The sequence below is a fragment of the Flavobacterium sp. CYK-55 genome, from assembly GCF_018413465.1.
GTDB lineage: Bacteria > Bacteroidota > Bacteroidia > Flavobacteriales > Flavobacteriaceae > Flavobacterium.
Genome location: NZ_JAHCDK010000002.1, coordinates 312,900 through 326,674, shown reverse-complemented (window position 1 = coordinate 326,674; position 13,775 = coordinate 312,900). Strand labels below are relative to the sequence as shown.

At 39.2% G+C, this 13,775-nt stretch carries 13 protein-coding genes; 11 read left to right on the top strand and 2 right to left on the bottom strand.

Annotated elements, in window-relative coordinates; genetic code table 11:
- The first annotated feature begins 101 nt into the window (after positions 1 to 101).
- Together KIH23_RS04060 and ctlX are read left to right on the top strand one after the other, a co-directional pair.
- On the top strand, positions 102 to 1,022 hold the full coding sequence (locus KIH23_RS04060; protein ID WP_213211388.1) for a dimethylarginine dimethylaminohydrolase family protein: 921 nt from the start codon (positions 102 to 104) through the stop codon (positions 1,020 to 1,022).
- A 179-nt stretch (positions 1,023 to 1,201) separates the two neighbouring features.
- Entirely contained in the window at positions 1,202 to 2,137 is a 936-nt protein-coding gene (ctlX, locus tag KIH23_RS04055; protein ID WP_213211387.1) for a citrulline utilization hydrolase CtlX, read from the top strand.
- 58 nt (positions 2,138 to 2,195) lie between these two features.
- Here the strand turns inward: ctlX and KIH23_RS04050 are convergent, their stop codons facing one another.
- Positions 2,196 to 2,819 (bottom strand): MarC family NAAT transporter, encoded by a 624-nt coding sequence (locus KIH23_RS04050; RefSeq protein WP_213211386.1) that lies wholly within the window; start codon positions 2,817 to 2,819, stop codon positions 2,196 to 2,198.
- A 107-nt stretch (positions 2,820 to 2,926) separates the two neighbouring features.
- Between KIH23_RS04050 and KIH23_RS04045 the strand changes: the two genes are divergently transcribed.
- Complete coding sequence (locus KIH23_RS04045) at positions 2,927 to 3,292, top strand: CoA-binding protein (protein ID WP_213211385.1); 366 nt, start codon at positions 2,927 to 2,929, stop codon at positions 3,290 to 3,292.
- A gap of 119 nt (positions 3,293 to 3,411) precedes the next feature.
- On the opposite strand, the gene KIH23_RS04040 is transcribed toward KIH23_RS04045, so the two are convergent.
- A complete protein-coding gene (locus KIH23_RS04040) occupies positions 3,412 to 4,911 on the bottom strand; it encodes a sodium:solute symporter (RefSeq protein ID WP_213211384.1) in 1,500 nt (499 codons plus the stop codon).
- A gap of 88 nt (positions 4,912 to 4,999) precedes the next feature.
- Here KIH23_RS04040 and recR point away from each other — a divergent pair, with 88 nt between their 5' ends.
- The 8 genes from recR (at position 5,000) to KIH23_RS04000 (ending at position 13,744) form a co-directional block, all read left to right on the top strand.
- Entirely contained in the window at positions 5,000 to 5,620 is a 621-nt protein-coding gene (gene recR, locus KIH23_RS04035; protein ID WP_213211383.1) for a recombination mediator RecR, read from the top strand.
- Between the two features lie 73 nt (positions 5,621 to 5,693).
- On the top strand, positions 5,694 to 6,488 hold the full coding sequence (locus KIH23_RS04030) for a polysaccharide biosynthesis/export family protein (RefSeq protein ID WP_213211382.1): 795 nt from the start codon (positions 5,694 to 5,696) through the stop codon (positions 6,486 to 6,488).
- A 3-nt stretch (positions 6,489 to 6,491) separates the two neighbouring features.
- Positions 6,492 to 8,963, top strand: coding sequence for an exopolysaccharide transport family protein (locus tag KIH23_RS04025; RefSeq protein ID WP_213211381.1), 2,472 nt, complete (start codon positions 6,492 to 6,494; stop codon positions 8,961 to 8,963).
- A 6-nt stretch (positions 8,964 to 8,969) separates the two neighbouring features.
- Entirely contained in the window at positions 8,970 to 9,953 is a 984-nt protein-coding gene (locus KIH23_RS04020) for an SDR family oxidoreductase (RefSeq protein ID WP_213211380.1), read from the top strand.
- 23 nt (positions 9,954 to 9,976) lie between these two features.
- Positions 9,977 to 11,254, top strand: a complete 1,278-nt coding sequence (locus tag KIH23_RS04015) for a nucleotide sugar dehydrogenase (protein WP_213211379.1) — start codon at positions 9,977 to 9,979, stop codon at positions 11,252 to 11,254.
- A gap of 9 nt (positions 11,255 to 11,263) precedes the next feature.
- A complete protein-coding gene (locus tag KIH23_RS04010; protein ID WP_213211378.1) occupies positions 11,264 to 12,649 on the top strand; it encodes a UDP-glucose 6-dehydrogenase in 1,386 nt (461 codons plus the stop codon).
- 110 nt (positions 12,650 to 12,759) lie between these two features.
- Positions 12,760 to 13,266 (top strand): ArsR family transcriptional regulator, encoded by a 507-nt coding sequence (locus tag KIH23_RS04005; protein WP_213211377.1) that lies wholly within the window; start codon positions 12,760 to 12,762, stop codon positions 13,264 to 13,266.
- On the top strand, positions 13,229 to 13,744 hold the full coding sequence (locus KIH23_RS04000) for a UpxY family transcription antiterminator (RefSeq protein ID WP_249684772.1): 516 nt from the start codon (positions 13,229 to 13,231) through the stop codon (positions 13,742 to 13,744). The genes KIH23_RS04005 and KIH23_RS04000 overlap by 38 nt, the downstream gene beginning before the upstream one ends.
- Positions 13,745 to 13,775: the final 31 nt, after the last annotated feature.

Below are 13,775 nucleotides of genomic sequence, written 5' to 3'. Positions count from 1 at the left end.
AGTGGCTTTTTTCATCCCAAAAATATTTATCAACGAAACTTGCTTCGAAATTTTGCCATCACGCCACTTTCTTTATATTTGCTTTTATACAAAAACACTTTATGTTATCCTTACACGTAACCAACGAAACTTCCCGACTGAGGGCCGTGGTGCTCGGAACTGCCGTGAGCAACGGACCGACACCCAAAGCCCAAGATGCCTACGATCCTAAATCATTAGAACACCTATTGGCCGGAACTTACCCGCAAGAAGCCGATATGATTCAAGAAATGGAAGCGTTTAACCAAGTGTTCCAAAAATACGGCGTACAAGTTTACCGCCCCGAACTCGTCCCGAACGAAAACCAAATCTTCTCGCGCGACATCGCTTTTGTTATTGATGATAAGATCATCGAAGCCGGCATTTTGCCCGAGCGCGACAAAGAATTCCCGGCCATTCAATACATCATCGATCAAGTTGATCCGGCCAAAGTCATCCGCATTCACGACAAAGAAAACATCCACATTGAAGGCGGCGACGTCTTGCTTTGGAACGAATATATTTTTATCGGAACCTATCGCGGCGCCGATTATAAAGATGTAAAAACCGCTCGCACCAACCAAGCCGGTATTGATTTGATCAAAGAACATTTTCCGCACAAAAAAGTGCTCACCTTTGATTTGGTCAAATCTTGGAGCGATGCGCGCGACAACGCCTTGCATCTTGATTGCTGTTTTCAGCCCGTCGGAACCAACAAAGCCATCATTTACAAAGGCGGATTCCGCGATGAGCGCGAATACCAACAACTCGTTGATTTGTTCGGTCCAGAAAATTTATTTCACATCACCCGCGATGAAATGTACGATATGAACTCCAACGTATTCTCCATTGCGCCTGATGTGGTAGTTTCAGAAAAGAATTTCACGCGTCTCAACAACTGGTTGCGCAGCCAAGGCTTTACCGTCGAAGAAATTCCGTATGCCGAAATCGCCAAGCAAGAAGGCCTTTTGCGCTGTTCAACCTTGCCGCTCATTCGCGACTAATAGGTTGTTTTGGGCGTTGCCTTCGGCCGGGCTTTCGCTTCAAGTCCTCGCTGCGCTGCGGGCTTTTTGCTACAATCCCTAACGCGGGCTTAGCGTCAAAATCAACCTCGCGTTCAAAAAAAAATGAAAGAATAACTCAGAAATTTGATTAACGAATAACGAATATTGAAGTTTACAAAATGAAACAGACTGCCAACGCCATTTTGATGATTCGACCGGTAGCTTTTAGAATGAACGAGCAAACGGCCGTAAATAATTACTACCAAAAAGTACTCGACGGACTTACACCTGAGACGGTCAATGCCCGTGCCCGCGAAGAATTTGACGCTTTTGTCAACAAACTGCGCATGGTGGGTGTTGATGTGGTGGTGGTTGAAGACACCTTGCATCCCGATACGCCTGATTCGATTTTTCCGAACAACTGGATATCGTTTCACGAAAACGGCGATGTAGTGCTTTATCCGATGTTTGCCGAAAACCGCCGTCATGAGCGCCGTGAAGACATTCTTGATTTGCTTGAAGAGCGCGGTTTTGCTATCAATGAAATCATGGATTACACTTCGGCTGAAGACGATGATATTTTTCTCGAAGGCACCGGAAGTTTGCTTTTAGACCGACAAAACGGCAAGGCTTATTGTGCGCTTTCACCGCGTGCCGATGAAGAATTATTCATCGAATTCTGTGAAGATTTTGAATATAATCCTATTATTTTTGAAGCCTATCAAACCGTTGACGGTGTGCGCAAACTCATTTATCACACTAACGTGATGATGTGTTTGGGCGAAACCTTTGCTGTAATTTGTGCGGATTGCATTGACGACAAGCAAGAGCGCAAAATGGTGCTCGACAACCTGCGCGAAGACGGCAAAGAAATCATCCTCATTACCGAAGATCAAGTCAATAATTTTGCAGGAAATATGCTTGAAGTGCGCGGCAGCGACAACCGTCGTTATTTGGTCATGAGCCAATCGGCACACAAAAGTTTAACACCGGCACAAATTACCCAGCTCGAAAAACACGCCACCATCTTGAGTTCAAGTTTAGACACCATTGAAGCTTGCGGCGGCGGAAGCGCGCGTTGCATGATGGCCGAGGTTTTTCTGCCAAAGCAGTAATCAACAAAAGTGAAATAATAAATTCCGATGAGATGTAGATTTCATCGGATTTTTTGTTTTATATCCCGCGAATAATACTCAAAATCGCGCTGATGATGTATTGAACACCAATGGCAATAGTCAAGAAACCGACAATTCGCGAAATCGCTACAATTCCTGAAGTGCCCAACATTTTAGAAAGATAATGCGCACTTCTGAGAATAATAAAAATCACCAACGAAGTCGCCATTATCGCCAAACATGACGCTATAATTTCTTCAGTAGAATGGTGTTCCTGATAATAAGTAATCAGCAAAGACATTGAGCCCGGACCGGCCAACATGGGCATGGCGAGTGGTGTTAAAGCAATATCGTTGCGCACCTGAATTTCTTCTTCTACTTTTTTGTTGATTCCTTTGTTTTTGTTGAATCGGCCGTTGAGCAACGAAAAACCAGAACTCGCAATGATGATTCCTCCGGTAATACGCAGTGCAGTAATGGTGATTCCGAAGAAATCAAGTACATATTTCCCAACAAAAAACGAAATCAACAAAATAATAAAAACATCAATCGAAGTCCAGAGCGAAATGCGCGAACGTTCTTTTTGCGTGTCATCTTGTGTGAGCCCCACAAAAATCGGAACCGTTCCGATTGGGTTTAATACCGAGAACAATGCGAAAAAAAGGTAAACAAAAATTTCCATATTTTTTGGGTAAAGTTACCGCCATCGATGCCCGCAAAGTTAAACTATAAATTAATCTAAAGTTAATTTTAGCGCGTCAAAAGCCTTCATCTTCGTAACTTCGCGCCATGGAAAAGAAAAAAACATTAGTGCTGGGTGCTACCACCAAAGAAGACCGTTACGCCAATCGTGCCATTCATTCACTCATCAATCACAACCATCCTGTGGTGGCCATTGGGCAGCTATCAGGTGAGGTGGCTGGTGTGAAAATCCAGACCAAAATGGTTCCCGTTAAAAACATTGACACCGTCACGCTGTATCTCAATCCGCGCAACCAACGCGAATACTACAATTACATCATTGAGTCACAACCCAAGCGCGTGATTTTTAATCCGGGTACCGAAAACCCTGAGTTTTACCAGTTGCTCAAAAGCAATAGCATTGGCGTAGAAGAAGCTTGTACGTTGGTTTTGTTGGCTACAAATCAGTATTAAAATACCTTTTTAGGAGCTCGGTCCGGCTGTTCGCTTTATCTTTTAAACCTACAAGGTTTTCAAAACCTCGCAGGTTCAAAAGGATGCCGCTGCCATCCGGGCTAGGGCAGTCGTGTGGCTTAAAACTGCGTTTGCGATTCGGCCGGTTTGCTGATGGCATACAATCCGATAAATGTGAGCAGTCCGTTGACGATGATGAGTTCGTTGTCAAAAACATAATCGCCAAAAAGCAATGCCGAATTCTTGCTGATCAAAAAGCAAATGGCCGGCGATATCACACAAATCAAAGGCACAAATTTATCGTGAACCGTTTTGGTTTTGACAAACAAACCAAAGGCATACAAGCCCAAAAGCGGTCCGTAGGTATAAGAGGCAATTTTAAAAATCATACTCACCACCGAGGCATCGTTGATCGCGTTAAAAATCACAATCACCAAAAACATCAATATTGAAAACCCAATGTGCACCATATGACGCGTTTTAACGGAGTGTTTGTGCGCGTTTTCGGTTTTATCCATCCCGAGAAAATCAACGCAGAATGAAGTGGTCAATGCTGTGAGCGCGCTATCGGTTGTGGCAAAAGTGGCGGCCGTCAAGCCCAGCAAAAACACTACCGACGGTATCAAACTCAAATGGTGAAATGCAATCTCCGGAAAGAGCAAATCAGTTCGCGGTTTTCCGGTCATCAAATCTGTAGGAACCTCAATGTGGTTTTGCGCGGCATACATATACAACAAAGCACCTACGCTCAAAAAGAACAAATTGATCACCACAAAAATCCCGGTAAAAGTGAACATGTTTTTTTGCGCCTCGCCAATGGTGGCACAACTGAGGTTTTTTTGCATCAAATCTTGATCGAGCCCAACCATGGCAATGGTTACAAAAATTCCGCCGAGGATTTGTTTTAAAAAGTAGGTTCCTTTGAGGTAATCTTCATAAAAAAAGATTTTTGAGTAACCGCTGTTTTTGACTTGTTCAAAGGCTTGAAAAAAAGACAAATGCAAACTGTCGCACACAAAATAAATGGTCAAAAACACCGAGGATACCAAGAAAAATGTTTGCAAAGTATCGGTGATGATAATGGTTTTGAGCCCGCCGCGATAGGTGTAGGCAAAAATCAACCCGAGTGAAATGAGCACCGTTGCGGCAAACGGAATTCCGTAAAAATCAAATACATAACGCTGCAAAACAATCACCACCAAGTACAATCTAAAAGCAGAGCCAATGGTTCGGCTGAGCAAGAAAATAAAAGCTGCGGTTTTGTAGCTGACTGTTCCTAAACGCTTCTCGATATAACCGTAAATTGAGGTTAAATTCATACGGTAATAGAGCGGCAAAAGCAACTTGGCAATAATCAGAAAACCAATGGCATTGCCCAGCACAAACTGAAAATACTTGAACTGATTGTCGGGGTTTCCGACCTCGCCGGGCACCGAGATAAAAGTAACGCCTGACAGCGCGGTTCCAATCATCCCGAAGGCTACCAAATACCATTTTGAATTTTTGTTGGCTTTAAAAAAAGCGTCGTTTCCGGAGTTTTTTCGGCTGGTATAATACGAGATGAAAAATAACATCCCGAAATAACAAATAATCAAGGTGAGAATGGACGTTGGCGTCATGCGAAGTTTTTTTAGTTGCGGCCAAATTACACAAATTATCTTCAAAAATTGCAACCATTACAAAGTCAAAATATGTACCTTCGCGACTATGGAATTTTCATCAAAATTACTAGAAAAAGCCGTCGACGAAATGGCACAATTGCCTGGAATCGGCAAGCGAACTGCCTTGCGTTTGGTCCTGCATTTGTTGCGTCAACCTCAAGAGCAAACGGCTTTTTTAACCCAAGCACTTACAGCTTTACGTGAGGATATTAGGTTTTGTCAGAGCTGTCACAATATTTCAGATACAGAACTTTGTGATATTTGCGCTAATTCAAGCCGTGATCATGCACTGATTTGTGTGGTTGAAGATGTGCGTGATGTTATGGCTATTGAAAATACGCGTCAGTTTGGTGGAATCTATCATGTTTTGGGCGGAAAAATTTCACCTATTGATGGTGTAGGCCCTAGCCAACTCAAAATTTCTTCATTGGTTGACAAAGTAAAATCAGGGTCGGTTAAAGAGCTTGTTTTTGCTTTGAGCTCAACTATGGAAGGTGATACAACCAATTTTTTCATCTACAAACAAATCAAAGATACTGATGTAATTACAACAACTATTGCCCGAGGAATTTCAGTTGGAGATGAGCTTGAGTATGCTGATGAGATCACCTTGGGTAGAAGCATTAGACAAAGAATTCCGCTTGAAATTTCTTTCAAAAATAATTAGGTAATATTCAGTGGGTTCTTTTTTGTTATTCCGCCATAAAAATTATCTTTGTTGGCTAAATTTTTACAACAGCATGAACAAGCGCTTATTGTTGGTACTTATTGGTTTTGGGTTATTACTCTCCTCATGTGTACCGACTAAAGATTTAATATATCTTCAAAAAAAGGGATCACAACAAGAAAGTACAGAGGTTAATCAGATAGCTTCGAAACCATATCGATTGCAAATCTCTGATATTATTACAATTTCAATCAAAGCTAACGATCCTAAATTGGTTGAGATTTTTTCGCCTAAGAATCAAGTTTTGGAAGGCAACCGAACAGAAACAGCCTTGTATTACGATGGCTTTTCGGTTGATGATCACGGAAATATCCGAATGCCCATACTTGAGGAAGTTAATGTTTTAGGTAAAACTCTTGATGAAGTGCGTTTGCATATTGAAGACCGATTGCTCAAAGAATACTTTAATAAAGAAGCTAATATTTTTGTTACGGTTAAATTATCTGGTTTTAGATATACCATCAACGGCGAGGTAAATGCTCCGGGGAGTAAAGTTTTGTATGTTGATAAGCTTAACATCATGGAAGCCATTGCCAATGCTGGTGATATCACCATGACCGGTGACCGACACAACGTAACAGTGATTCGTCAAACGCCATCAGGATATGAAATGCACGATTTAGATCTGACTGATGTGACTGCCATGAAATCGCCTTATTATTACATCAAACCCAATGATTATATTTATATTAAACCACTCAAACAAAAATCTTGGGGCACCGGAAAAACGGGTATAGAATCACTTTCAACCGTTTTGTCAGTTCTTACGTTGATTACCACATCATTGATCCTTTTAAGAAGCAACTAAACCATGATTGATACCAAAGATTTTTCGTTTTTTGAGAGTCAGAATAGCTTTGACTTCAAAGGCTTTTTAATCAAAATCACCAGCTACTGGAAATGGTTTATATTGTCATTAATCATCACTTTTACTATTGCACATCAGGTCAATATTCGCAAAGAAAAAGTGTATCAAATGGAAACTTCTATTGCCATCAAAGAAGAAAATAATCCGTTTTTTACCACCAATACGAGTTTGGTTTTTAATTGGGGAGGAACTTCAGACCAAGTTCAGAATATATCCAATACTATGCGTTCTCGTTCGCATAATGAATTGGTGGTGAATAAGTTACATTATTACGTGGATTATCTTGAAAAAGGAAAATACAACTACCAAGACGCTTACGGAAGAGTTCCGTTTTATGTAACCGTTGATCCAAGCAAACCACAGTTGTATGAAACTTTGATGAAAATTAAATTCATCACAGAATCAGAATATTATATTGACATTCCCTTTGAAGGAAAAAGCGTAAACTTGGTCAATTATACAGATAACTCTAAAAGTCAAACAGCAGTAGTTCCCGGTGAATTTAAAAAGCGTTATCGCACAGGTCAACGCGTGAATTTGCCTTTCATGAATTTTGTTCTTGAAATTAAAGACAATCCCGGATTTTATAAAGGCAATGAATACTATATTCGATTCAAAGACTTTGATGAAACAGTGGCTCGTTACCAAGGAATCAAAGTTGATATTGATCAGAAGGCACCTTCAATTTTGAGGCTTTCCCTACAAGGAACGAACAAAAAACGCATGGAAGATTATCTCAATGAGACCGTCAAAATGCTCATCAAAGTTCAATTAGATCGCAAGAATCAATTTGCCACCAATACGATTGAATTTATTGACAGTACATTGGTTTCATTAGGAGATCAACTCAAAGTTACCGGTGATCAACTCAAATCTTTTAACAGCAACAAAAACATTTTGGCTATTCAAGAAGAAGGCTCAAGTATGTCGGGTCAACTCATGAATTATGATGTAGAAAAAGATTTAATTGCTCGTAAAATTGCCTATTGCAATACACTCAAGAGTTACCTCAGGAACAATGCAGATTATTCAAAACTTCCGGCACCAACTGTTGCGGGTATTGAAGATCCGAATATTTTGGCCAACGTTTCAAAGTTGATTGAATTATCAATTCAGCGATCACAATTGGCCTACTCGGTTAAAAGTGAGCGCATTTTTAAAGACTTTGACATGCAGATGGAATCTATGAAATCTGTTTTGCTTGAAAATATTGCTTCATTAACAAGTTCTTTAAAATACGATTTGAGTTTGGTGAACAACAAAATCGGTAAGATTGAGGGTGATATCAAAAAACTGCCTGAAGACAAACAAGAATACCTCAAGATATTGCGCAAATATGATTTGAGCGACAATATTTACAATAATTTTTTACAAAAACGAAACGAGGCCGAAATTGTCAAAGCGGCCAATTTATCAGATATTCATTTTATTGATACCGCCAAAGATACTGGCGGAGGGCTTATTGGTCCGAATACCAGTGTAAATTATGTTTTGGCAACTTTTCTCGGGTTGTTGATTCCTTTGCTTATTGTTTTTGTTATTTTCTTTTTAGAAAATTCAATTCTCAATACAGAAGATATTAGTCGACTAACCAATATCCCACTTATTGGTGTAGTTGGGCTAAAATATACCAGTTCAAATCTTTCGGTTTTTGAAAAACCAAAATCGGCTTTGTCAGAATCGTTTAGAGCAGTTCGTTCTTCTTTGCAGTTCATGTATAAAAAGAAAGACATATCCGGTTCAAAAACTTTGATGCTCACCTCGTCCATCAGTGGTGAAGGTAAAACTTTCTGTTCGTTAAATTTGGCCACGGTTTTTGCCATGAGTGAGCGCAATACCGTTATAGTTGGTCTTGATTTGCGTAAACCAAAAATCTTTGAAGATTTCAATATTAAGAATGATGTAGGTGTGGTCAATTATCTCATCGGCCAAAAAAACATTGATGAGGTTATTCAAAAAACACATATTCCATATTTGGATGTGGTTACCTCTGGGCCAATTCCGCCTAATCCTTCAGAGTTAATCATCGGGCAAAGTATGCGTGATTTTATGCAAGAGCTCAAATCGCGTTACGATTACATTATTCTTGATACACCGCCTGTTGGTTTGGTTTCTGATGCAATTGAGCTGGCTGAATATGCCGATTTAACGCTGTATATCATGCGTCAGAATTATACCAAGAAAGACATGGTTACTTTGCTTAACAACCGATTTAAACGGGGTGAGCTTGAAAATATCAGTATCATTCTGAACGGTTTTGAAAACAAAGCCAAATATGGAACAGGTTATGGCTATGGTTACGGTTACGGTTATGGTTATGGTTACGGAAACTACGGAAACGGTTATCATGAAGATGATAAGCCAAAGAATATTTTTGAGAAAATTTTGTCCATTTTTAGACGAAAAAAACAATAAGCGATCATGTCAACCAAAGAAGTCTACAAAATAACTATTACCGGTGGTGCCGGATTTATCGGATCAAATCTTTGTGAGCATTTTATTGCAAAAGGGCATCAGGTAGTTTGTTTAGATAACTTCGCAACAGGTCATCGACATAATCTAAACGCAGTAATCCAACATCCAAATTTTACTTTAATTGAAGGGGATATTAGAAATTTAAACGACTGTAAAAAGGCAGTTCAAAATGCAGATTATGTATTGCACCAAGCAGCATTAGGATCGGTTCCGCGTTCTATTAATGATCCTATTACTTCAAATGAGGTAAATGTCTCAGGTTTTTTGAATATGCTTGTAGCGGCCCGTGATGCTCAAGTGGAAAGATTTATTTACGCAGCGAGTTCTTCAACATATGGTGATTCTGAATCCTTGCCTAAAGTTGAGCATGTTATTGGAAAGCCTTTATCTCCTTATGCCATCACCAAATATGTAAACGAATTATATGCTGATATTTTTTATAAAGTATATGGTTTAGAAACCATCGGATTGAGATATTTTAACGTTTTTGGACGAAAGCAAGACCCAAACGGAGCCTATGCGGCTGTGATACCAAAATTTGTGATGCAATTCATGAAACACGAAAGCCCTATTATTAATGGTGATGGGAATTATTCTCGTGATTTTACCTATATTGATAACATAGTGCAAATCAATGAACGGGCTATGTTAACACAAAATCCGCAGGCTGTCAATACCGTTTTTAATGCCGCTTTTGGCGATAGAACAACACTTAATGATTTGGTTGGATACTTGAAATCAGCTTTGTCAAGCTTTGATGCTAAAATTGCTGAGGTTGAAGTTGTTTACGGACCTAATCGAGCAGGTGATATCCCGCATTCGTTGGCTAGTATTGACAAAGCCAAAGAACTATTGGGTTATGATCCTAAGTTCTCCTTACAAGAAGGCGTAAACCAAGCAGTTCAATGGTATTGGGAAAATTTAAAATAATACAGATTATAACAATTATATAAATGAAAATAGCAGTAATTGGATTAGGCTATGTAGGCTTGCCGCTAGCAAGATTGTTTGCTACCCAATATTCGGTAGTAGGTTTTGACATCAATCAAAGTAGGGTTGACGAGCTCAATCTTGGTGTTGATAGTACACTTGAAGTTGAAGCCGAATTATTACAATCGGTGCTTAAACAAAAATCAGATGATGCACTTGCTTTAGGTTTGTTGTGCAGTACTTCTTTAGATGATATTCGGGATTGTACTTACTATATAGTGACTGTGCCGACACCGGTTGACAAAAACAATCGTCCTGATTTAACTCCATTGTACAAATCGAGTGAAACAGTTGGAAAGGTGCTTAAAAAAGGTGATATCGTTATTTATGAATCAACGGTTTATCCTGGCGTTACCGAAGAAGAATGTGTACCTGTGCTAGAACGTGTAAGCGGGCTCAAGTTTAACGTTGATTTTTTTGCAGGTTATTCTCCGGAGCGCATTAATCCTGGTGATAAACAACATACAGTTGAAAAAATTCTCAAAGTAACAGCGGGTTCAACTCCTGAGGTTGGTAAAAAAGTTAATGACTTATATAAATCGGTTATCACTGCCGGAACTCATTTGGCACCAACCATTAAAGTAGCCGAAGCTGCTAAGGTTATTGAAAATTCTCAAAGAGATATCAATATTGCTTTTGTGAATGAGCTTTCAAAAATATTTAATTTGCTCGGAATTGACACCCATGCAGTACTACAAGCGGCAGGAACCAAATGGAATTTTCTTCCGTTTAAACCGGGGCTTGTGGGTGGACATTGTATCGGAGTAGATCCTTATTATTTAGCACAAAAAGCACAAGAGGTTGGTTATCATCCTGAGATTATTTTGGCAGGTCGTAGGCTCAATGATAGTATGGGTGAATATGTAGCTTCACAAGTGGTTAAACTCATGATTAAAAAAGGTGTTGTTGTCAATGGCGCAAAGCTTTTAATGTTGGGAATTACTTTTAAAGAAAACTGTCCTGATGTTCGCAACACCAAGATAGTTGATGTTATTTCTTCATTAGCTGATTACGGAATTCAAGTAAGTATTTACGATCCATGGGCAAGCCCAGATGAAGTCAAGCACGAATATGGTTTGATCACCAATTCAGAGTGTCCAAAAGATCAGTTTGATGCCGTTGTTTTGGGTGTGGCACACGATGTATTTGCCAACTTAGACTATAAAAAAATTAAAAAAGAAAATGCTGTTTTATATGATGTAAAAGGAATTTTAGGTAATGTAGCTGATGGTAAACTATAATTTAGAACTATGAAAATTACTTCAATTTGTTGTATCGGAGCCGGTTATGTTGGAGGCCCAACAATGGCCATTATTGCCCAAAAATGCCCTCATATCAAAGTTACTGTTGTTGATTTAAATGAAGAGAGAATCGCTGCATGGAACGATCCGGATGTAAATAATATTCCGATTTTTGAGCCTGGTTTAAGTGATATGGTTGGTGAAGCCCGCGGTAGAAATTTATTTTTTACTACCGAAGTTGAAAAGGGTATTGATGAGGCGCAAATGATTTTCATATCAGTTAATACGCCAACCAAAACGTACGGATTGGGAAAAGGCATGGCTGCTGATTTGAAGTATATTGAATTGTGTGCTCGACAGATTGCCTCTGTTGCGAAGGATAATAAAATTGTTGTTGAAAAGTCAACGCTTCCGGTTAGGACAGCTGAGGCAGTTAAGAATATTTTAGACAATACTGGTAATGGAGTACAATTTCAGATTTTGTCAAATCCTGAATTTCTTGCTGAAGGCACTGCTGTTGAAGATTTATTAAACCCTGATCGCGTGCTCATTGGCGGCAATGATGCTCAAGCTATAGAATCTTTGGTTGAAATATATGCCAATTGGGTATCAAGAGACAAAATATTAACTACAAATTTATGGTCTTCTGAATTGTCCAAGTTAACTGCTAATGCCTTTTTAGCGCAGCGCGTATCTTCTATAAATGCGCTTTCTGAAGTATGTGAAAAAACAGGCGCTGATGTCAATGAAGTAGCCAGAGCTATTGGAATGGACAGTCGTATAGGTTCAAAATTCTTAAAGGCATCTGTAGGATTTGGCGGTTCATGTTTTCAAAAAGATATTCTAAACTTGGTATACATTGCAAAATCATACGGACTAGACGAAGTAGCTGATTATTGGGAGCAAGTGGTTATTATGAATGATCATCAAAAAAGAAGATTTGCCCACAAAATTGTACAAACGTTATATAATACCGTTTCAGGAAAAAAAATCGCCTTTTTAGGCTGGGCTTTCAAGAAAGACACCAATGATACTCGTGAATCCGCAGCTATTGATGTAGCAGATTATTTATTGCTTGAGCAGGCCAAAGTAGCAGTATTTGACCCAAAGGTTGGTGAAAAACAAGTCCGATATGACTTAGCATATTCTGCAACAAATGAGCTTTCAAATATTGATAAAAATGTCACTGTTTATCAAGATCCGTATGAAGCATGCAAAGGTTCGCACGCCATAGCTGTTCTCACCGAGTGGGATGAATTTAAGAACTATGATTGGAAACGAATTTTTGACAGCATGCATAAGCCTGCCTTTGTTTTTGACGGTAGAAATATTTTAGACGCTAAGAAAATGAAAGAAATTGGTTTCGTTTTTAGCTCAGTAGGAAGCGCATATTAAGATTTTTTTAAGATTTATCAACCTTTCTTGGCTTAATTAAAATTTTATTTTAATTTTAGTGATTGAAATAATTCGAGTACTTTTGTTACTCGATTTTTAATTCGAATTTAATGCTCGAAACTTTAATCACTTCCAAGACTCGGCTGCGCATACTTGTTAAATTTTTTATCAATGTAGCCAACGACGGATATCTTAGAGGTTTAGCAGAAGAACTCAACGAATCTACCAATGCCATCCGAAAAGAGCTCAATAATCTTCAGGAGGCAGGTTATCTAAAAAAGGAATCCCTTCAAAATAAGGTCTTATACAAGGCCAATACCAAACACCCATTATTTAGTGTTTTACAGCAAATTGTTCGCCAGCATATCGGTTTAGATGCGCTGGTTGAACTTGTTTTGCAGCGTATGGGACGAGTGCAAAAAGTAGTCGTTATTGGCGACTATGCTAAAGGCATTGACAGCGGATTAATTCAAGTGATTTTAGTTGGAGAACAATTAGATTCGAAATACATTGAACAACTCAGGGCCAAAGTAGAAAAAGAAATCAAGCGCAAGGTTCAGTTTAATCTAGCAGAAACCTATGTCGGAGACGGTTTGGTTATCTACGAATCAGCTTAAGCATATTGCGATGAATTGGTTTGTGCTCTATACTAAACCCCGAACAGAAAAAAAAGTAGCCGAACGGTTGGCGCAAATGGGTGTTGAAGTTTATTGCCCTTTGGTAACTACCATCAAGCAATGGTCTGACCGAAAAAAAAAGATACAAGAACCTTTATTGAGTTCTTATGTTTTTGTTCGATTGGATGAGAAAGAGAGGAACTTGGTTTTTCAAGTCAGCGGAGTGGTTCGCTATGTTTATTGGCTCGGAAGACCTGCGGTAGTTCGCGATGAAGAAATTGAAGCGCTCCAAGAGCATCTTCAAAATGCATTAGCTTCGTATGAGGTTAGCGCTTATAAAATAGGGGATGTGATATCGATTCCTGCTGGACCATTCCAAGGCAAAGAAGGAATGATTCGCCAACTGAATAAAAATAGTTTGCAGTTAGTTCTGAGTGAGCTGGGTGTATTGATTACACTTCATCGAGAAGAACTGTAAAAAAACAAATAAATAAATTACCTCGTTAGTG